The organism is Rhodococcus sp. 06-1460-1B (assembly GCF_002258475.1).
Classification (GTDB): Bacteria; Actinomycetota; Actinomycetes; order Mycobacteriales; family Mycobacteriaceae; genus Rhodococcoides; species Rhodococcoides fascians.
Genome location: NZ_NOYS01000036.1, coordinates 43,230 through 63,794 on the forward strand (window position 1 = coordinate 43,230; position 20,565 = coordinate 63,794).

Genomic DNA, 20,565 nt, shown 5'->3' on the forward strand with positions numbered 1-20,565 from the left:
GTCCGCGCAGAGCGCCCCTACTGTACGTTCTCTGTCTGAGAGCGTGCTCAGAGCCCGTGTGGACCGCATCGGCCAGGTGGCCCCGCGCTCGGACGGGCAGTGGATGCGAGTATGCCGCACACCAGCCAATAGGATGGCTACCTGTGACTCCCGCCGATCTTGCCGAATTGCTTCACGCGACCGCCGCCAAGGTGCTTGCCGACCGCGGCCTGGACGCATCCGTTCTCCCTGCGAAGCTCACGGTCGAGCGTCCCCGCAATCCCGAGCACGGTGACTACGCCACCAACGTGGCGCTGCAGGTGGCGAAGAAGGCCGGAGCCAATCCCCGTGATTTCGCCGGCTGGCTCGCCGAGGCGCTCGCGGCCGACGCCGCGATCGCCAGTGCCGACGTCGCAGGCCCCGGCTTTCTGAACATCAGGCTGGCTGCAGCAGCGCAGGGCGAGATCGTTGCCCGCGTGCTGGCCGCCGGTGCCGAGTTCGGCAACGGATCCTCGATGGCAGGCAAGAAGGTCAACCTCGAGTTCGTCTCGGCCAACCCCACCGGACCGGTGCACCTCGGTGGAACCCGATGGGCTGCCGTCGGCGATGCCCTCGGACGCATCCTGACCGCGCACGGAGCCGAGGTCACTCGCGAGTACTACTTCAACGATCACGGCGCTCAGATCGATCGCTTCAGCCGGTCGCTCATCGCCGCGGCCAAGGGAGAGCCGGCACCGGAGAACGGCTATGCGGGCGAATACATCGCCGAGATCGCACAGCAGGTGCTGGCGAAGGAGCCCGAAGCGCTGGCGCTGGCACCCGAGGCGCAGGACGAGACCTTCCGGTCGATCGGTACCCAGCTGATGTTCGACCGCATCAAGGCGAACCTGCACGAATTCGGTGTCGATTTCGACGTCTACTTCCACGAGAACTCACTCTTCGAGTCCGGTGCCGTCGAAAAATCGGTCGACTACCTCAAGAGCTCGGGGAGCCTGTACGAGGAAGACGGTGCATGGTGGCTTCGGTCCACCGAGTACGGCGACGACAAGGATCGCGTCGTCATCAAGAGCGACGGTAATGCTGCCTACATTGCAGGCGACATCGCGTACTTCCAGAACAAGCGTCAGCGCGGATTCGACCTGTGCATCTACATGCTCGGAGCAGACCACCACGGTTACATCGGTCGACTTAAGGCCGCCGCCGCTGCATTCGGCGACGACCCCGAGACCGTCGAGGTTCTGATCGGGCAGATGGTCAACCTCGTTCGCGACGGCGTCGCGGTGAAGATGAGCAAGCGGGCAGGCACCGTCATCACGCTCGACGATCTGGTCGAAGCCATCGGCGTCGACGCGTCGCGCTACGTCATGATCCGGTCGTCCGTCGACTCGAGCATCGACATCGACCTCGCCCTGTGGGCCAGCGCCAGCAACGAGAACCCGGTGTACTACGTCCAGTACGCCCACGCCCGGTTGGCATCGCTCGCGCGTAATGCCGCCGAAATGGGGATCTCGGGCGACGATCCCGATCTGAGCCTGCTGACGCACGAGCAGGAGGGCGAGTTGATCAGGACGATCGGCGAGTACCCGCGGGTGGTGGCCAGTGCCGCCGAACTACGCGAACCACACCGGATCGCCCGCTACCTCGAAGAACTGGCGGGGGCCTACCACCGGTTCTACGGCGCGTGTCGAGTACTTCCCCAAGGAGACGAGGAGCCCGGACCTGTGAACACCGCACGACTGGCATTGGGCAACGCAACCCGGCAGGTTCTGGCCAACGGCCTCGAACTGCTCGGTGTCAGCGCACCGGAGCGCATGTGAGCGCACATCCGGCAGGGCCCAAGCACGCCGATGCCCCAGCCAAGCAGTCGATGTCCGAGCGTCCGAGCGCCGCGTCGGACATGACGACGCTTCCCGAACAGGTGTGGCCACGCAACGCGGCACGCGGCGACGACGGCACGGTTCGGCTCGCTGGGGTGTCGGTCACCGACCTCGCGGCGCAGTACGGCACCCCACTGTTCGTCGTGGACGAGGACGACTTCCGCGCACGCTGCCGCGAGATGGCCGCTGCGTTCGGGGCACCCGAACGAGTTCACTACGCCTCCAAGGCATTTCTGTGTGGCGAGATCGCTCGTTGGGTGGCCGACGAGGGTCTCTCGCTCGACATCTGCTCGGGCGGTGAGCTGGCCATCGCCCTCGCTGCCGGATTCCCGGCGGATCGAATTGCGATGCACGGCAACAACAAATCCGTGGCCGAGCTCGAGGCCGGAGTGAGTGCCGGAGTCGAGCACGTCGTTCTCGACTCCAATATCGAGATCGACCGTCTCGACGCCGTGGCCGGTTCGGCCGGTGTGGTGCAGGACGTGCTGATTCGTATCACCGTCGGCGTCGAGGCACACACGCACGAGTTCATCGCGACCGCTCACGAGGATCAGAAGTTCGGCTTCTCGCTCGCCGACGGCTCGGCGATCGAAGCCGTCCGTCGGGTGTTCGCCGCAGACAACCTTCGTCTCGTGGGGCTGCACAGTCACATCGGCTCGCAGATCTTCGAGGTCGACGGTTTCGAGCTGGCTGCGCACAAGGTCATCGGGCTGCTGCGCGACATCGTTGCCGAGTTCGGCGTGGACAAGACCTCACAGATCTCGACGCTCGATCTCGGTGGCGGCATGGGTATTTCGTACGTACCGAGTGACGATCCGCCGCCCGTCGACCAATTGGCGGCCAAGCTGGCGGGCATCGTCGAGACGGAGTCGGCCGCGGCCGGATTGCCGGTTCCGACCATCGCCGTCGAGCCGGGTCGAGCCATCGCCGGTCCGGGCACCGTGACGCTCTACGAGGTGGGCACCGTCAAGGACGTCACCGTCGACAACGCCACCCGCAGGCGGTACATCAGTGTCGACGGCGGGATGAGCGACAACATTCGTACGTCGCTGTATCAGGCCGAGTACGACTGCCGCTTGGTCTCGCGTACCAGCGACGCCGACGCCGTGATGGCTCGCGTGGTCGGAAAGCACTGTGAGAGCGGCGATATCGTCATCAAGAACACGTGGATGCCGGCCGACGTCGGGCCCGGTGATCTGCTCGCCGTCGCAGCCACCGGTGCTTACTGCTACTCCATGTCCAGCCGCTACAACCTGCTGACGCGGCCCGCTGTGGTCGCGGTCAAGGACGGGCGTGCGCGCCTGATCCTGCGGCGGGAAACCATCGAAGATCTGCTCAGCTTGGAGGTTCAGCCATGACATCGAAGCCGATAGGCGTCGCCGTACTCGGACTCGGAAACGTCGGTAGCGAGGTCGTCCGGATCCTCACCGAGAATGCAGCGGACTTCGAGGCCAGAATCGGTGCGCCACTGGAGATTCGGGGAATCGCGGTACGTCGGATCGACGGAGATCGCGGAGTACCGGCCGAACTGCTCACCGACGACCCGGCCGAATTGGTCGGTCGCGACGACGTCGACATCGTCGTCGAGGTGCTCGGCGGTATCGACATCCCACGCAAGCTGGTGTTGTCGGCGCTCGAGAACGGCAAGTCCGTCATCACTGCGAACAAGGCCCTGCTCGCCGAATACACCGGAGAGTTGGCCGACGCGGCCGAGAAGTCGCGCGCCGATCTGTATTTCGAGGCAGCTGTCGCCGGAGCCATTCCGGTGGTGCGGCCGTTGATGCAGTCGTTGGCAGGCGACCGCGTCAACAAGGTCGCGGGCATCGTCAACGGCACCACCAACTTCATCCTGTCGGCCATGGACGAGACCGGTGCGGACTACGCCGAAACCCTCGCCGAGGCAGGGCGACTGGGGTACGCCGAGGCCGATCCGACCGCCGATGTCGAGGGCTACGACGCCGCGTCCAAGGCGGCCATCCTCGCCTCGATCGCGTTCCACACTCGGGTCACGGCCGGCGACGTCTACCGCGAGGGCATCAGCAAGATCACTGCAGACGACCTCGAGACCGCGAAGTCTCTGGACTGCACCATCAAGTTGCTGGCGATCTGCGAGCGCATCACCACGCCCAAGGGCAAGGAGCGCATCTCGGCCCGGGTCTACCCGGCACTCGTTCCGCTCGATCACCCGTTGGCATCGGTGAACGGCGCATTCAACGCCGTCGTCGTCGAGGCCGAGGCTGCAGGCCGGTTGATGTTCTACGGCCAGGGTGCGGGCGGCGCGCCGACGGCGTCCGCCGTGCTCGGCGACCTGGTGATGGCCGCGCGCAACAAGTTCTACGGTGGCCGCGGCCCACTCGAGTCCAAGTACGCCAAGCTCAAGGTGGCCCCGATGGGTGACATTCTCACCCGGTACTACGTCAGCATGCAGGTGGCCGACAAGCCCGGCGTTCTCGCTACCGTGGCCGCCGAATTCTCCAAGCGCGACGTCAGCATTTCCACCGTGCGCCAGCACGGCGCGGGTGACGGGGCCAGGCTCGTCGTGGTCACGCACCTCGCGGCCGATTCCGCACTGTCCGACACCGTTGCATCCCTCGAGCAGTTGGACGTGGTCGTCCACGTCGCCAGCGTTCTCAGATTGGAAGGCACCACAGTATGAGCGTCCACACCCCCTGGCCCGGTCTGATCGAGGCGTACCGGTCGCGTCTGGCGATCGGTCCCGACTGGAAGACCGTCACCCTGCGCGAGGGCGGCACCCCGCTGCTGCCCGCCGGGCACCTGTCCGAATTGACCGGCTGCACAGTGCACCTGAAGGTCGAGGGACTCAACCCCACCGGCTCGTTCAAGGACCGCGGCATGACCATGGCCGTCACCGACGCGCTCGCCCGTGGGCAAGAAGCAGTGCTGTGCGCGTCCACCGGCAACACCTCGGCGTCCGCTGCGGCCTACGCGGCCAAGGCCGGCATGTCCTGTGCCGTACTGGTTCCGCAGGGCAAGATCGCGATGGGCAAGCTGGCTCAGGCAGTCATGCACGGCGCGAAAATCATTCAGGTCCAGGGCAACTTCGACGACTGCCTCGAACTGGCGCGCAAGACCACGGCCGAGTTCCCGACGATCGGTCTGGTCAACTCCGTCAACCCCGTGCGTATCGAGGGGCAGAAGACCGCGGCGTTCGAGATCTGCGACGCCCTCGGCGATGCACCCGACATCCATGCTCTGCCGGTCGGCAACGCGGGCAACATCACCGCGTACTGGCGCGGGTACTCCGAGTACTTCCGCGACGGCCTCACCACCCGCAAGCCGCGGATGCTCGGCGTGCAGGCCGCGGGTGCCGCTCCTCTGGTTCACGGTGCGCCCGTGAAGGACCCGGAAACGATCGCGACCGCAATCCGGATCGGCTCACCCGCATCCTGGAACGGTGCCGTCAATGCCAAGGAAGAATCGAACGGAGCATTCCGGGCCGCGACCGACGAGGAGATCCTCGAGGCGTACCGGTTGATCGCGAAGACCGAGGGCGTGTTCGTCGAACCGGCCTCCGCGGCCAGCGTCGCCGGACTGTTGGCGGCTCGAAAGGAAGGCTGGCTGGAGCCGGGCCTGACCGTTGTCTGCACGGTGACCGGCAACGGTCTCAAGGATCCCGACACCGCACTGTCGGGAATGCCTGTCGTGGAACCGATTTCGGTCGATCCCGTCGCTGTTGCGGCTGCGCTCGAGCTGGCCTGAGTTGACGGAATCTCCGGCAATGACGAAGACGCTTCCCATCGGGCTCACGGTGACCGCGCGTGTGCCGGCCTCCAGTGCCAACATCGGCCCCGGATTCGACAGTCTCGGAATGGCTTTGGGCCTGTACGACGAGATCGAGGTCACGACCACGGCGTCGGGCCTGTCGATCCACGTCGACGGTGAGGGGTCGGCGGACGTTCCGTGGGGACCGACGCACCTCGTCGTGCGGGCCATCGAACGGGGTCTGGAAGCGGCCGGAGTATGGGCAGATGGATTGAATGTCCACTGCCGCAACGTCATTCCGCATTCGAGAGGTCTCGGATCCTCGGCCTCGGCCGTGGTCGGCGGGCTCGCCGCGGCCAATGCACTCGCGTCGAAGGTGGACCCCGCGCTGTCGTTGTCGGACAGTCAGTTGGTGCAATTGTCGTCCGAGTTCGAGGGGCACCCCGACAACGCGTCGGCGAGTTGCCTCGGCGGTGCCGTCGTGTCGTGGAGCGAACCGCCCAATGCCAGTGTGACGGCACGCAAGTACGCCGCCGTGCGCCTGGACGTCCATCCCAGCATCAAGGTCGTCGTGCTCGTGCCGTCCGAGCGCTCCTCGACCTCGCACACACGGGGATTGCTGCCGGAGTTGGTGCCGCACCGCGACGCCGCCTTCAACGTCAGTCGCAGTGCGCTCGCCGTCGTCGCATTGACCGAGCGTCCGGATCTGCTGATGGCTGCCACCGAGGATCTACTGCATCAGGGCCAGCGGGCACAGGCGCTGCCCGACACCACCCGGTGGATCGCGACGTTGCGCGCCCGCTCGATCGCCGCAGTGGTGTCGGGAGCAGGCCCTACCGTCATGGCCCTGTGCACCGAAGAATTCCCGGCCGATCTGCGCGACGCTGCGCTGGCCGAGGGATGGCGAGTTCTCGACCTCGAGGTAGCCGACGGAGTCACGGTCGCATGACCGACACCGAATAGGGTTCTTGCCGAGCGAGGACAACGACGCTATGGTGAACCCTGTCCGTACATCGTGCGCTTCAGACGCCGGTTTCGTCAGGGCAATCAGGTCACTGTATTCGGGGGAGTTCAGAACGTCCGAGTGATGTGACGCTCCTGGCTCGGTCCTTCCCGTAGTTCGCTGCGGTCTCGGACCAATGGTGTCGTCGGCGGAGTGCGTCGAACATGAACGGCAATATCCGAGTTCGGCAGAAAGCCGAGCTGCGGAACGAACCCTCGGCTGCGCATCGAGCGAGCGAGGGAAGGAAAGGACCTCCGTGACCGATACGGAACTCATCTCTGCGCCCGAAACGTCACGCCGTCGCGCCGGCCTGTCCGGAATGGTTCTCACCGAGCTACGCAGCCTCGCTGGCGAACTCGGCATCAAGAGCATCTCCGGCATGCGCAAGGGCGATCTGATCGCGGCCATCACCGAGCGCCAATCGGGCACCGCGCCGGCCAAGTCCGCTGCGCCGAAGTCCGATGCACCGAAGAGCGACGCACCGAAGAGCGAGGCTCCGAAGGCCGACGCTCCCAAGGCTCGACGCGCTGCTGCGTCGGCACCGGTTGCCGACGAACGACCCGCAATCGACACTGCTCCCGAGCCTGCGACGGCTGCCGACACGTCGGACGCAGCACCCGAGGCCGGACGTCGCACCCGGGGCCGCCGCGCCGCGGGTCGCCGCGCAGGTGCGCCCGACCAGTTGCCACTGGACGGCAGCGGCGACACGTCCGCATCGGCCCCCGCTACCGCGGAGTCGACCGCTGCAGCGGAGACCACCGACAAGCAGGACGATTCCGGCGAGAACGCCGCAGCGGAGCGCCCACGTCGTAGCCGCGGCGAGCGGAACCGCCAGGACGGTGCCGAGCGCGAACCGCGTGACACCGACAACGGCAACCGCAACCAGAACGACCGGAACCAGAACGATCGCAACCAGGGCGATCGCAACCAGGGGGACCGGGACGGCGGCAATCGCGACAATGCGGGCCGCAACCAGGGCGACCGGGACAACTCGAACCGCGACTCCAACCGTGAGAACGGCAACCGCAATCAGAACGATCGTGGCGGACGCAATCGCAATCAAGGCGACGGCCGCAACGACAACCGAAACGACAATCGCAACGAGGACCGCAACAACGGCCCGCGCGACAACCGTGACAACAACCAGGACGACGACGGCGAAGGCCGCGGTCGCAGGGGTCGACGGTTCCGTGAGCGTCGTCGTGGACGCGACCGCGGCGAGGGCAACGAGGGCGGCGGCGGTCGCGAGCGCGACACCGAGATCCGCGAGGACGATGTTCTCCAGCCGGTAGCCGGCATTCTCGACGTTCTCGACAACTACGCGTTCGTTCGGACCTCGGGTTACCTGGCCGGACCGAACGACGTCTACGTGTCGATGAACCTGGTGCGCAAGAACGGCCTTCGCCGCGGCGACGCCGTCACCGGTGCCGTTCGGGTGGCACGTGAGGGTGAGCAGTCGGGTCAGCGTCAGAAGTTCAACCCGCTGGTGCGTCTGGATACCGTCAACGGGGGAGAGGTCGAGGCCGCGCGCAAGCGTCCGGAGTTCGGCAAGCTCACCCCGCTGTACCCCAACCAGCGGCTGCGCCTCGAGACCCAGCAGAACATCCTGACCACGCGCATCATCGACCTGGTGATGCCCATCGGTAAGGGTCAGCGCGCGTTGATCGTCAGCCCCCCGAAGGCCGGTAAGACGAGCGTTCTGCAGGCCATCGCCAACGCGATCGCCATCAACAACCCCGAGTGCTACCTGATGGTCATCCTCGTCGACGAGCGTCCCGAGGAAGTGACCGACATGCAGCGCTCGGTCAAGGGCGAGGTTATCGCCTCGACCTTCGACCGTCCGCCGGGTGACCACACGGCAGTCGCCGAGCTGGCGATCGAGCGTGCCAAGCGTCTGGTCGAGGCCGGCCAGGACGTGGTTGTCCTGCTCGACTCGATCACCCGTCTGGGCCGCGCGTACAACAACAGCTCGCCTGCTTCGGGCCGCATCCTCTCCGGTGGTGTCGACTCGACCGCGCTGTACCCGCCCAAGCGATTCCTCGGCGCGGCACGAAACATCGAGCACGGTGGTTCGCTGACGATCATCGCCACGGCCATGGTCGAGACCGGATCCACCGGCGACACCGTGATCTTCGAGGAGTTCAAGGGCACCGGTAACGCCGAGCTCAAGCTCGATCGCAAGATCGCCGAGCGTCGGGTGTTCCCCGCGGTGGACATCAACCCGTCCAGCACCCGTCACGACGAGCTTCTTCTCGCTCCGGACGAGGCGGCCGTGGTGCACAAGCTGCGTCGCGTGTTGTCCGGTCTCGACTCGCATCAGGCCATCGACCTGCTGGTCGATCGCCTGAAGAAGAGCAAGAACAACCTCGAATTCCTGATGGAAGTTTCGAAGACCGCTCCCGGCGGCATCAACGATTGATCCCTTGTTCCCCGGGTCCGAGGGTCCGGGGAACAAGAGGGCAGGTGCCCGCGTTGTAAGCATCTGTCGGCACAGAAGTACCGACGATTAGCAGGGCAGATACACGCTCTGGCATAATCAACGGCCGAGTCCGGTTCCGGTTCACGTCTTCGATCAGCGAAGGCGACCCGGCGACCATTACAAAGAACGGTAAGGACACCATGAAGGCAGGAATTCACCCCGACTACACACTGACGACAGTCGTCTGTGGTTGCGGCAATACTTTCGAGACCCGAAGCACCACCGACAAAGAGCGCATCAGCGTCGAGGTCTGCTCGCAGTGCCACCCCTTCTACACCGGCAAGCAGAAGATTCTCGACACCGGCGGCCGCGTCGCTCGCTTCGAGGCTCGCTACGGCAAGCGCGCCGGCAAGAAGGCCGACGCAGACAGCTAGCTGTTTCGCCGACGCCCGTCCTGTGAACTACAGGGCGGGCGTCGGCTTTTTTGTGTCCACACCCGGTTTCACCCGTTCGGAGAGTGAGTCGTCACCATGGCGAGAACAGACAAGCCTTCGGCCATCGACGACATCCTCGCCGAACACTCCGGCCTCGAGCAGCAACTGGCCGACCCCGCCCTGCACAACGACCCGTCCGCAGCGCGCAGGGCAGGCAAGAGGTTCGCCGAGCTGGCACCGATCATGTCGGCGCACACCAAGTTGACCGCCGCTCAGGACGACCTCGAAGCCGCACGTGAACTCGCCGCCGACGATTCGTCGTTCGCCGCAGAGATTCCCGAGCTCGAGGCAACAGTTCTGCACCTGGAACAGACGCTGACCGATCTTCTGGCACCACGCGACCCGCACGACGGCGACGACATCGTGATGGAGGTCAAGTCGGGTGAGGGCGGCGAGGAGTCGGCGCTCTTCGCGGCCGACCTGGCGCGGATGTACGTGCGCTACGCCGAACGCCGCGGCTGGCGAGTCGAGGTTCTCGACGCGAACGTCTCGGACCTGGGTGGCTACAAGGACGCGACGTTGTCGATCAAGACCAAGGATCCGCTCGACGGCGTCTGGGCGCGGCTGAAGTTCGAGGGTGGCGTCCATCGCGTGCAGCGGGTGCCGGTCACCGAATCGCAGGGACGCGTGCATACCTCCGCGGCCGGCATTCTGGTGTATCCGGAGCCCGACGAGGTCGAGGAAGTGCAGATCGACGAAACCGATCTGCGCATCGACGTCTATCGCTCGTCCGGCAAGGGCGGTCAGGGTGTCAACACCACCGACTCCGCTGTCCGCATCACCCATTTGCCCACCGGCATCGTCGTCACCTGTCAGAACGAGCGATCGCAGTTGCAGAACAAGGCGCGTGCGATGCAGGTGCTCGCGGCGCGTCTGCAGGCGGCCGCGGAGGAAGCAGCCAACGAAGAGGCTTCGGCCGGCCGAGCCAGTCAGGTGCGTACCGTCGACCGCTCGGAGCGGATCAGGACGTACAACTACCCCGAGAACCGCATCACCGATCACCGCATCGGATTCAAAGCGCACAACCTCGACGCTCTGCTCGACGGTGACATGGATGCACTGCTCGACGCGCTCGCCAAGGCCGACCGCGACGCACGTATGCAAGCAGAGTAGCTGCGCGCCAACCGTTTTCGGTTCTCGCGCTGCTGATCGAACGAATGTCGAGATACCCTGGCGATCGGATTCGACCCGCCCGCGCGCCATGAAAGGCACACCCGAGATGAAGCAGGCCTTGACCCCAGCAGGCGAGAACGCCGTCACCGAGCTCGCTTCCCGCTACGGGGTGTCCACCGACGCGGTCCGCACCATGCTCGACGCCGTCAACAACGGCCGCGGCACCATGGCGCAGTTCAACATTCCCGAGCTCGGCGGCAGTGGGCAGTGGATGCGCGGCGGTATGACGATGGTGGGCAACATGTTCGATCACGGCCTCAAGAGTCGGGTCGACGGTTTGTGCCGCGATCTGTCCGCGGTGTTGGCGCAGCATCAGGTCTATCCGCCGAGAGATGCCGGTACGGGATCGTTCGGCGGCACTTCCTTCGGCGGGGGATCGTGGTGGCCGTCGGATCTGGGTTCGCCGAGTTCGAGCGGTGGCCAGAACGGATCGCAGTATGCGGTGTTTCCAGCATCTCGTCGCCTCGCTGTCCTCGTGGGAGGGGAATTGGCGGTGTACGACACCCTCGATCACTCCATCGGCGGAGTGCAACAGCAGCAGGGTGGGGGTCCGGGTTCGGTGGAGTTCACCAGCCAGTACGGCACGTTCACCGCGGCAAGTCTGCCGCGCGTCGACCAACGGTCCGCCGACGCGCCACCGCAGAACATGCCCTCCTCGCAGCAGCCGCAGCCGGCGGCACAGAACTTCGCGTCTGCGCAGTCGGGTTCACCTGCTCACACCGGTGTCGACATCTCGGACATCACCGCTGCGATCGAGGCGCTCGCCGGTCTGCATGCGAAGGGATTTCTGACCGACGACGAGTTCTTCGCAAAGAAGTCGGAGCTGCTGGGGCGGCTGTGAGTCCGGTGTCGGACCGCCGTGGCAGTCTGTAGAAGTGAGCCGCAAGCCGTTACGCCTAGCCATCCTCGAAGCGACGTCGATGCTCGAGGCCGCCGGTGTGCCGAGCCCTCGGGTGGATGCGGAGCTACTCGCCGCGCACCTCGTCGGAGTCGAACGCGGTCGGCTGGGGTTGGTGCCGTTGGTGGAGCCCGAGCTCGTCGAGGCGTACTTCCGAACAGTCGAGCAGCGCGCGAAACGTATTCCCCTGCAATACATCACGGGAACGACGTCCTTGGGAAATATCGATGTCGAGGTGGGCCCCGGGGTGTTCGTTCCACGTCCTGAAACCGAATTGCTGTTGGCGTGGGCGCTCGCTTTTCTCGAGAACGTCGGCCATCACCCGCCCGTGGTGCTGGACCTGTGCACGGGGTCGGGCGCGCTGGCGCTGGCCATCGCGAACGCACGCCCGGATGCCGTCGTGCACGCCGTCGAGCTCGATCCGTCGGCGTTGGCGTGGGCCCGGCGCAACGCGGATCTGCGTGCCGACCAGGGTGATTCGCCGATCACGTTGCATCACGGAGACGTCACTTCTCGGGAGCTGTTGACCGACCTCGACGGCTCGGTGGACATGATCGTCGCGAACCCGCCGTACATTCCGGACGGGGCGGAGCTCGATCCGGAGGTACTCGACCACGATCCGCACATCGCGCTCTTCGGCGGCGAGGACGGGTTGTCGGTCATCGAGCCGATGATCGGCAACATCGCGCGGTGGCTGCGTGTCGGCGGCGGAGTCGCCATCGAACACGACGACTCGAACGGGCAGGGCGTCGCTGCCCTGTTGTCTCGGCGACGAGTCTTCACCCAGGTCACCGAGCATCCGGACCTGGCCGGCCGACCCCGCTTCGTCGTGGCGGCACGGGCGACGCCGCCCTCTGCCTGAGCGGCAGGGCGGCAAGCCGGCGGCACCTGACATCACTTCGTTACCGAAGGTGGAAGGATAGGCGGAGTGAGTACCGTCTACGACTGCCGTGAAGCCGATGCGCGGGCTGCCGGATTGACCGCAGCGCGCGGTGCCCTCAAATCCGGTCGACTCGTCGTGATGCCCACCGACACGCTCTACGGGATCGCCGCCGATGCGTTCGACGGCAGCGCGGTCACCGACCTGCTGCGCGCCAAGGGGCGGGGACGCGATATGCCAGTCCCGGTCCTTGTCGGTTCGTGGAACACGATCGACGGCCTGGTGCAGAGCGTCCGGCCGCGGACCCGAGATCTGATTCGAGCCTTCTGGCCCGGCGCATTGAGCATCGTGGTCCAGCAGGCACCGTCGCTGGCGTGGGATCTGGGTGATGCTCAGGGAACCGTCATGCTGCGGATGCCGCTGCACCCGGTCGCGCTCGAGCTCCTTCGTGAAGTAGGTCCGCTGGCGGTGTCCAGTGCAAATATTTCGGGAAGTCCGCCCGCCACCACGGTGACGCAGGCGCGAGAACAACTCGGTGGATCTGCAGCGGTTTATCTCGACGGGGGGCCGGCCGACCACGCGGTGGCCTCCACCATCGTGGACCTGACCGGTGAGCACGCACGAATCCTGCGGGTCGGTGCCATTCCCACGGAGCAGATTGCCGAGGTTCTCGGTGTCACCGCCGAAAGCCTGGTCCCAGGAGCGTCCTGACATGCCCGTCCGTTCCGCATGAGCGTCGAGGTGCTTGCCCAGTCGAATCTGGGCGCAGGCGTTCCGATCCGCGAGCTGCTGCTTGTTTTCCTGACGGCCGCTGTCGTCACGTTCTTCGCCACCGGCGGCGTTCGAGTGGCCGCGATCAAGTTCGGTGCCGTCGCCATTCCTCGTGATCGTGACGTCCACGTGCAGGCCACCCCGCGACTCGGGGGAGTGGGCATCTACGCCGGCATGCTCGCCGCGCTGCTGTTCGCCTCGCAGCTGCCCGCGTTGGCCCGCGGATTCGATGTCGCCTACAACCGCGACATTCCGGCTGCGCTGGTCGCAGGCTTCGTGATCGTGCTGGTCGGCGTCATCGACGACCGTTGGGGTCTGGACGCATTGACGAAGTTCGTCGGCCAGGTGACGGCGGCCGGCGTCCTGGTCATCATGGGTGTGAGCTGGGTTGTGCTCTACCAGCCCTGGGGCGGCGAGCCCGGCCAACCGGGCAGCACCTTGGTGCTCGACCAGCTTCAGGCCGGACTGGTGACCGTTCTGATCACCGTCGTCATCGTCAACGCGATGAACTTCGTCGACGGCCTCGACGGGCTCGCAGCCGGACTCGGCCTCATTTCGTCGGTCGCGATCTGCATCTTTTCGGTGGGCCTGCTGCAGGAACAGGGGGGCGACGTCGGCGTCTACCCACCTGCCTTGATCGCGGCGGCGCTGGCCGGTGCCTGCCTGGGATTTCTGCCGCACAATTTCCAACCGGCGCGCATCTTCATGGGCGATTCGGGGTCCATGTTGATCGGGCTGACGCTGGCCACGATCTCGACGAGTGCCTCGGGGCGCATTCCGTTGACGGCCTACGGTCCACGCGATCTGCTGGGTCTGTTGTCGCCGCTCCTGTTGGTCGGTGCCGTGATGCTCATTCCGATACTCGATCTATTGCTCGCCGTCGTTCGCCGCACTCGGGCCGGGCGAAGTCCGTTCAGCCCCGACAAGATGCATCTCCATCACCGACTCCTGCAGATCGGCCACTCGCATCGACGGGTGGTCCTGGTGATCTACCTCTGGGTCGGTGTGCTCGCGTTCGGTGCGGTCGGATCCTCACTTCTCGACCGGCGCATCGTGGTGCTCCTCGTCGCTGCCGGTCTGGTGTTCGCGCTCGTCGTCACGGCTGTGCCCACTCTGCGGGTGGATCGATCGCCCGGATCCGAACGCCGGGGTGTCCGACGCCGCTGATCGGCTCGGTGGTTCTTCGGTCGTGTCCCGGCTGGTGCCGGCCACCGGGTGCGACTGGGTACTCTCGACAACTGTGACCTTCACCCCGCAGCCCATGCCCGACCAATTCGCACCGCTTCGTGCCGCGGTCCGCTACGGCCTCATCGGCCTGGTGGTACTGACGGTGGTGAGCGTGGGGATCTCGGTTGCTGCTGCGGGAACTCCAGGATTGTGGGGATCGATCATCGGAGTGGCCATCGGGGGCGGGTTCGTCATCACGACCGCGCTGTCGGTGGCTCTGACCACGCGGTTTCCCGCGTCGGCGGTCGGAGCGCTGTTGCTCGGTGGGTGGTTGGTCAAGATGGTCATCGCGCTGATCGTGCTCGTGGCACTCAAGGATGCGGACTTCTACAACCGATATTCGCTCGGGCTGACCATTCTGGGGGCTCTGGTGGTGGTCCTGGGCGCGGAGGTGTTCGGTGTCGTCAAGACGAAGGTGGGCTACGTCGACAGCGTTCCTGCCGACGGGAACCCCGACAAGTCGTAGTACGACAAGCTGTCGTAATCGGTTAAGCTGAGGGCCGCCTACACAACGTCGTAGTTCTGTTGATAAAGTTTGCATCAAGCGATGGGCAAGACCGGGACGAAAGAGACTTTTTCCCCGGACTGGACCCCCGCAGGTAACCATCAGCGTGAGCTTCCTTACAGTAGGCCCGGAGTCACAGACTTCGGCAACGTAGGGTTTCGCCCTGAGAGTTGCCGAGTCGACGTGAGTCGCCGACACCCGACAGACGCTTGGCCGATGAAGACCGGGCCTCAGCCTCTGACGATTGCGAGCCGATTTTCGTCGACTTGATAGATCGTCATTGTCCGATCGAACCGCAGCCGTTACTCGGTTGCGGCCCGAACACGGGAGAGACCGCTGAGCGTCACCACTCTGGCTGCGGAGTTCCATCCGCCGTCACTATCCGATTTCTTTCCTCCCGCGGTGCTGTTCGAGGGAACCCCGTTCGAGCTCGACCGGCTGATGCTCATCCGCATCCTGATGTCGGCTCTGCTGATCGTCTTCATGCTGATCGCTCTGCGCAGCCCCAAGATCGTTCCTCGCGGAATCCAGAACGTCGCCGAGATCGCTCTCGACTTCGTCCGGATCCACGTGGCCGAGGACGTCCTCGGCAAGGAGCAGGGACGTCGTTTCCTGCCCGTCATCATGACGATCTTCTTCACGGTCTTCGCGGTGAATCTCAGCGCGGTCATACCGTTCCTGAACATCTCGGCCAACGCCCGCATCGGTCTGCCGATCGTGTTGGCCGCAGTCGCGTACATCGCGTTCGTCTACGCCGGTGTGAAGAAGTTCGGTGCAGCCAAGTTCGTCAAGGGCACGATCGTGATCCCGGGCATTCCGAAGGCCATGCACGTGCTGCTGATCCCGCTCGAGTTCATCTCGAACTTCGTGCTTCGCCCGTTCACGTTGACGGTGCGACTGCTGGCCAACATGCTCGCCGGCCACATCATGCTCGTGCTGTTCTTCAGCGCCACGCAGTTCTTCCTCTTCGAGGCCTCCGCCGGCCTGAAGATCTTCGCCGCACCCTCGCTGATCATGGGCTTCCTGTTCACGATGTTCGAGATGCTCGTGATCTTCCTGCAGGCATACATCTTCGCGCTGCTGACGGCGATCTACATCGATCTGTCGCTGCACGCCGACTCGCACTGACCGACCAACAGACCGAACTAGCTACACCGCCACCTCCGACACCCGGATGTGGACCGAAGAAAGGGAACGGAAAACCGAATGAGCCTTGAAGTTCTGGCCCAGGCGCAGGAAATCACCGCCAGCGGATACGGCGCCATCGGCTACGGCCTCGCAGCGATCGGTGGTGGCATCGGCCTCGGCCTCGTCGTCGCCAAGAACATGGAAGCGACCGCTCGTCAGCCCGAGCTGGCCGGTCAGCTCCGTACGACCATGTTCCTCGGCATTGCATTCACCGAGTCCCTCGCCCTGATCGGCCTCGTCGCCGGCTTCATTCTCTGAGAGCGCGATGACAAACGCGATAACGCTGCTCGCAGCCGGGGCGGAGGGGGAGGAATCCCAGAACCCGCTGCTGCCCGCAACATACGACATCGTTTGGTCGATCGTCTGTGTCGTGATCATCGGCTTCCTGTTCTGGAAGTACGTCGTACCGCGTTTCCAGACGGTCCTCTCCGAGCGTTCCGAGCTCATCGAAGGCGGAATCAAGAAGGCCGAGCAGGCACAGGCGGAGGCGAAGGCTGCTCTCGAGCAGTACCACGCTCAGCTCGCCGACGCTCGTTCCGAGGCTGCGCAGATCCGCGAGGAAGCGCGCACCCAGGGACAGGCGATTCTCGCCGAGATGAAGGAAAAGGCGCAGGAAGAGAGCGATCGGATCGTGGCCGCAGGCCACAGTCAGCTCGTTGCTCAGCGTCAGCAGATCGTCACCGAACTTCGTGGCGACCTCGGACGTACGGCCGTCGAACTCGCCGAGAAGGTCATCGGAGAGCAGCTCTCCGATGACGCGAAGCGTTCCAGTTCGATCGATCGCTTCCTCAACGAGCTGGATTCCGTCACCGCGGACTCCGCATCAGGAAAGTGAGTCGAACCATGTACGCAACTTCTCGTGAGGCGCTCGCCCGCACACGGTCGGTCGCCCACGAAGCTCTGGGGTCCGCGTCGGGCGGCGAGGCAACGGCCGTCGCCGCTCAGACCGGTGCCGAGTTGTTCGCCGTCGTCGAGACTCTCGACGCGCAGCGCACGTTGCGTACCGCTCTCGCCGACTCCTCGGTCGAGGGCGATCGACGAAGCGCTCTGGCCGGAGAGGTCTTCTCCGGCCAGGTGTCGAGCGCAACGGCGACCATTGTCAAGGCTGCGGCCGGCGAAAGCTGGTCCACCGCCCGTGACCTGCTGAACTCGCTGGTCGAGCTGGGACGCGAAGCTCTGCTCCGCGCTGCTGCCGATCAGGACCAGCTGGACACGGTCGAGGACGAGCTGTTCCGGCTCGGCCGCATCGTGGCTGCCAACCCGCAGCTCGAGCAGGCATTGTCGGATCGCTCCAAGCCGGCACAGGCCAAGCGCGAACTGCTGGGTCGTCTGCTCTACGGCAAGGTCACCGCGGTCACCGAGGCGCTCGCGGTGCAGGCCGTCACGCGTCCACGGAAGGCGGCACCCGCCGACGTTCTGAACGGACTGGCAGATCTGGCCGCCGAACAGCGCGACCGCGCAGTTGCACACGTACGCAGCGCAGCCCCACTGAGCGACAGTCAGCTCGAAAAGCTGACCGCAACCTTGACCCGCACGTACGGCAAGCAGGTCACGGTGCACGTAGAGGTCGATACCGAACTGCTCAGCGGACTTGTCGTTCGTATCGGCGACGAGGTCATCGACGGTAGCGGGGCAGGCCGCCTCGCTGCATTGCGAAAGACGCTCAAATAGTCCGACACGGACACAGTAACGAGAAGAATTGCCTCGGCATTCGAGGCTTTTCATACCGCGATCATTCGAAGGAAGAGCAGGAAACACTATGGCGGAGCTGACGATCTCCTCCGACGAGATCCGTAGCGCGATCGATAACTTCACCGCGAGCTACTCACCGGAGTCTTCCCGCGAGGAGGTCGGCACGGTTACGGACACGAGCGACGGAATCGCTCACGTGTCCGGATTGCCGTCGGCGATGTCCAACGAACTCCTGGAGTTCCCGGGCGGAGTCCTCGGTGTCGCGTTGAACCTGGATGCCACCGAAATCGGTGCCGTCATCCTCGGTGACTACGAGCACATCGAAGAAGGCCAGGAAGTCAAGCGCACCGGAGACGTGCTGTCGGTCCCCGTGGGCGACGGCTACCTCGGTCGTGTCGTGGACCCGCTGGGCAAGCCCATCGACGGCCTCGGCGACATCGAGTCCTCCGAGACCCGCGCCCTCGAATTGCAGGCTGCCTCGGTGCTCGAGCGCCAGCCCGTCGAGGAGCCGCTGCAGACCGGCATCAAGGCGATCGACGCCATGACCCCGATCGGCCGCGGCCAGCGTCAGCTCATCATCGGCGACCGCAAGACCGGCAAGACTGCGGTCTGCATCGACGCGATCCTGAACCAGAAGGCCAACTGGGAGAGCGGCGACGACAAGAAGCAGGTTCGCTGCATCTACGTCGCCATCGGCCAGAAGGGCTCCACGATCGCAGGCGTCAAGGCTGCACTCGAAGAGCAGGGCGCACTCGAATACACCACCATCGTCGCCGCACCCGCGTCCGATTCGGCCGGCTTCAAGTGGCTCGCTCCGTACACCGGCTCGGCCATCGGCCAGCACTGGATGTACCAGGGCAAGCACGTCCTGATCGTGTTCGACGACCTGACCAAGCAGGCCGAGGCCTACCGCGCGATTTCGCTGCTGCTGCGTCGCCCGCCGGGCCGCGAGGCATATCCCGGTGACGTCTTCTACTTGCACTCCCGCCTGCTGGAGCGTTCGGCGAAGCTGTCCGACGAGCTCGGTGGCGGATCGTTGACGGCACTGCCGATCATCGAGACCAAGGCCAACGACGTCTCCGCGTACATCCCGACCAACGTCATCTCCATCACCGACGGCCAGGTCTTCCTGGAATCGGACCTCTTCAACAAGGGCGTCCGTCCCGCCATCAACGTCGGTATCTCGGTTTCCCGAGTCGGCGGCGCTGCACAGACCAAGGGCATGAAGAAGGTCTCCGGATCCCTTCGTCTCGAGCTTGCTCAGTTCCGTGAGCTCGAAGCCTTCTCGGCGTTCGCGTCCGACCTCGATGCAGCGTCCAAGGCGCAGCTCGAGCGCGGCGCTCGCCTGGTGGAGCTGCTCAAGCAGGATCAGTACGCACCGGTGGCCGTCGAAGACCAGATCGTCTCGATCTGGCTCGCAGGCCAGGGCACGTACGACTCCGTTCCGGTCGGCGATGTTCGCCGCTTCGAGACCGAGCTGCTCGAAGATCTGCACCGCAACGCAAGCGGCGTCTACGACAGCATTGCCGGTGGCAAGGCTCTCGACGACGACAACCAGAAGGCACTGACCGAAGCGACCGAGAAGTTCAAGGCCGGCTTCGTGGACTCGGACGGCAACCGCGTCGTCAACGAGGCCGAGGCAGACACTCTGAACGCCGACGAGGTCAGCCAGGAGCAGGTCAACGTCACCCGCAAGACAGTCAGCAAGTAGGCCGGCGATGACAGGTGACATGACGAGCACAGAAGGGAGCGTGAACAGCTAGATGGCAAGCATTCTCGAGCTTCGCTCCCGTATCAAGTCGGTCAACTCGACGAAGAAGATCACCAAAGCGCAAGAGTTGATCGCAACTTCGCGAATCACCAAGGCACAGGCCCGCGTTGCCGCATCGAAGCCGTACGCGGAAGAGATCACGAAGGTGCTCTCCGCACTGGCGAGTGCATCGAGCTCGCTCGATCACCCGTTGCTCAACGAGCGACCCGAGCCCAAGCGTGCCGCAGTCCTGGTCGTGACCAGTGACCGCGGTATGTGCGGTGGCTACAACTCCAACGTCCTCAAGGAAACGGAGGAGCTCTTCCAGCTCCTGCGCTCCGAGGGCAAGGACCCGGTCATCTACGTGCTCGGCGCAAAAGGCCTGGGCTACTACACGTTCCGTGAGCGGGACGTGAAGGGTGCCTGGACGGGATTCTCGCAGGAACCCGGATACGCCGATGCAGCGAAGGCCAGTAAGCATCTGGTCGAGCTGTTCATGGCGGGTTCGGGCACCGATGTCGACGCTCCCAACGGTGAAGGCACCGTCGAGGGCGTGGACGAGTTGCACATCGTCTACACCCGCTTCGTGTCGATGCTCACGCAGAAGCCCGAAGTTCGCCGGATGGCACCACTCGAAATCTCGTACACCGACGAGGAATTCGAGATGGGTGCGGACGCGTTGACCGACTCACCGACCGCGGATGTGCAGGCACAGTACGAGTTCGAGCCGGAGGCAGGCACTCTGCTCTCGGCGCTGCTGCCCAAGTACATCAGCACCAGGATCTACGCGTCGTTGCTCGATGCAGCAGCGTCGGAGTCCGCGGCGCGTCGTACCGCCATGAAGGCAGCGACGGACAACGCGAACGAATTGGTCGAGACCTTGAGCCGTCAGGCCAACCAGGCTCGGCAGGCCCAGATCACCCAGGAAATCAGCGAAATCGTCGGTGGCGCCAACGCGTTGGCCGACAGCGCAGGAAGTGACTAAG

General features: G+C 64.9%; 19 protein-coding genes. All 19 read left to right on the forward strand.

The genetic code is table 11. From position 1 onward, the window contains the following. Positions 1 to 143 precede the first annotated feature (143 nt). Positions 144 to 1,796: an arginine--tRNA ligase gene (gene argS / locus CH268_RS21585; RefSeq protein ID WP_094665858.1), complete on the forward strand. Its 1,653-nt coding sequence runs from the start codon at positions 144 to 146 to the stop codon at positions 1,794 to 1,796. Next, positions 1,793 to 3,214 (forward strand): diaminopimelate decarboxylase, encoded by a 1,422-nt coding sequence (gene lysA / locus CH268_RS21590; protein ID WP_094665859.1) that lies wholly within the window; start codon positions 1,793 to 1,795, stop codon positions 3,212 to 3,214. Before argS ends, lysA begins: the two co-directional genes overlap by 4 nt. Beyond that, positions 3,211 to 4,512, forward strand: a complete 1,302-nt coding sequence (locus tag CH268_RS21595; protein WP_032368776.1) for a homoserine dehydrogenase — start codon at positions 3,211 to 3,213, stop codon at positions 4,510 to 4,512. Before lysA ends, CH268_RS21595 begins: the two co-directional genes overlap by 4 nt. Further along, a complete protein-coding gene (gene thrC, locus CH268_RS21600) occupies positions 4,509 to 5,576 on the forward strand; it encodes a threonine synthase (RefSeq protein WP_027497914.1) in 1,068 nt (355 codons plus the stop codon). The genes CH268_RS21595 and thrC overlap by 4 nt, the downstream gene beginning before the upstream one ends. Before the next feature lie 19 nt (positions 5,577 to 5,595). Continuing rightward, on the forward strand, positions 5,596 to 6,528 hold the full coding sequence (thrB, locus tag CH268_RS21605) for a homoserine kinase (RefSeq protein ID WP_032365577.1): 933 nt from the start codon (positions 5,596 to 5,598) through the stop codon (positions 6,526 to 6,528). Between the two features lie 310 nt (positions 6,529 to 6,838). Next, positions 6,839 to 9,001: a transcription termination factor Rho gene (gene rho / locus CH268_RS21610; protein ID WP_255182469.1), complete on the forward strand. Its 2,163-nt coding sequence runs from the start codon at positions 6,839 to 6,841 to the stop codon at positions 8,999 to 9,001. A 200-nt stretch (positions 9,002 to 9,201) separates the two neighbouring features. Continuing rightward, the gene (rpmE, locus tag CH268_RS21615) at positions 9,202 to 9,435 is read left to right on the forward strand and encodes a 50S ribosomal protein L31 (RefSeq protein ID WP_008715081.1); all 234 of its coding nucleotides are present in this window, start codon (positions 9,202 to 9,204) and stop codon (positions 9,433 to 9,435) included. A 96-nt stretch (positions 9,436 to 9,531) separates the two neighbouring features. Beyond that, entirely contained in the window at positions 9,532 to 10,608 is a 1,077-nt protein-coding gene (prfA, locus tag CH268_RS21620) for a peptide chain release factor 1 (RefSeq protein WP_027497911.1), read from the forward strand. Positions 10,609 to 10,714: 106 nt separating this feature from the next. Then, the gene (locus tag CH268_RS21625) at positions 10,715 to 11,509 is read left to right on the forward strand and encodes an SHOCT domain-containing protein (RefSeq protein ID WP_094665867.1); all 795 of its coding nucleotides are present in this window, start codon (positions 10,715 to 10,717) and stop codon (positions 11,507 to 11,509) included. 34 nt (positions 11,510 to 11,543) lie between these two features. Beyond that, complete coding sequence (gene prmC / locus CH268_RS21630) at positions 11,544 to 12,428, forward strand: peptide chain release factor N(5)-glutamine methyltransferase (RefSeq protein ID WP_094665861.1); 885 nt, start codon at positions 11,544 to 11,546, stop codon at positions 12,426 to 12,428. A 66-nt stretch (positions 12,429 to 12,494) separates the two neighbouring features. Continuing rightward, positions 12,495 to 13,157 (forward strand): L-threonylcarbamoyladenylate synthase, encoded by a 663-nt coding sequence (locus tag CH268_RS21635; RefSeq protein ID WP_027497908.1) that lies wholly within the window; start codon positions 12,495 to 12,497, stop codon positions 13,155 to 13,157. Between the two features lie 18 nt (positions 13,158 to 13,175). Further along, positions 13,176 to 14,384 carry a glycosyltransferase family 4 protein gene (locus tag CH268_RS21640; RefSeq protein ID WP_027497907.1) on the forward strand — a complete coding sequence of 403 codons (1,209 nt, stop codon included), beginning with the start codon at positions 13,176 to 13,178 and terminating at the stop codon, positions 14,382 to 14,384. Positions 14,385 to 14,478: 94 nt separating this feature from the next. Further along, the gene (locus tag CH268_RS21645) at positions 14,479 to 14,910 is read left to right on the forward strand and encodes a hypothetical protein (RefSeq protein ID WP_045840958.1); all 432 of its coding nucleotides are present in this window, start codon (positions 14,479 to 14,481) and stop codon (positions 14,908 to 14,910) included. A gap of 441 nt (positions 14,911 to 15,351) precedes the next feature. Continuing rightward, positions 15,352 to 16,077 (forward strand): F0F1 ATP synthase subunit A, encoded by a 726-nt coding sequence (gene atpB / locus CH268_RS21655; RefSeq protein WP_027497905.1) that lies wholly within the window; start codon positions 15,352 to 15,354, stop codon positions 16,075 to 16,077. Positions 16,078 to 16,155: 78 nt separating this feature from the next. Continuing rightward, a complete protein-coding gene (locus CH268_RS21660; protein ID WP_008715092.1) occupies positions 16,156 to 16,395 on the forward strand; it encodes an ATP synthase F0 subunit C in 240 nt (79 codons plus the stop codon). Between the two features lie 7 nt (positions 16,396 to 16,402). Beyond that, positions 16,403 to 16,972: a F0F1 ATP synthase subunit B gene (locus tag CH268_RS21665; RefSeq protein WP_027497903.1), complete on the forward strand. Its 570-nt coding sequence runs from the start codon at positions 16,403 to 16,405 to the stop codon at positions 16,970 to 16,972. A gap of 8 nt (positions 16,973 to 16,980) precedes the next feature. Further along, positions 16,981 to 17,808, forward strand: a complete 828-nt coding sequence (locus CH268_RS21670) for a F0F1 ATP synthase subunit delta (protein WP_027497902.1) — start codon at positions 16,981 to 16,983, stop codon at positions 17,806 to 17,808. Positions 17,809 to 17,896: 88 nt separating this feature from the next. Next, on the forward strand, positions 17,897 to 19,540 hold the full coding sequence (gene atpA / locus CH268_RS21675) for a F0F1 ATP synthase subunit alpha (protein ID WP_032365581.1): 1,644 nt from the start codon (positions 17,897 to 17,899) through the stop codon (positions 19,538 to 19,540). A gap of 52 nt (positions 19,541 to 19,592) precedes the next feature. Further along, positions 19,593 to 20,564, forward strand: a complete 972-nt coding sequence (locus CH268_RS21680; RefSeq protein WP_032365582.1) for a F0F1 ATP synthase subunit gamma — start codon at positions 19,593 to 19,595, stop codon at positions 20,562 to 20,564. Position 20,565: the final 1 nt, after the last annotated feature.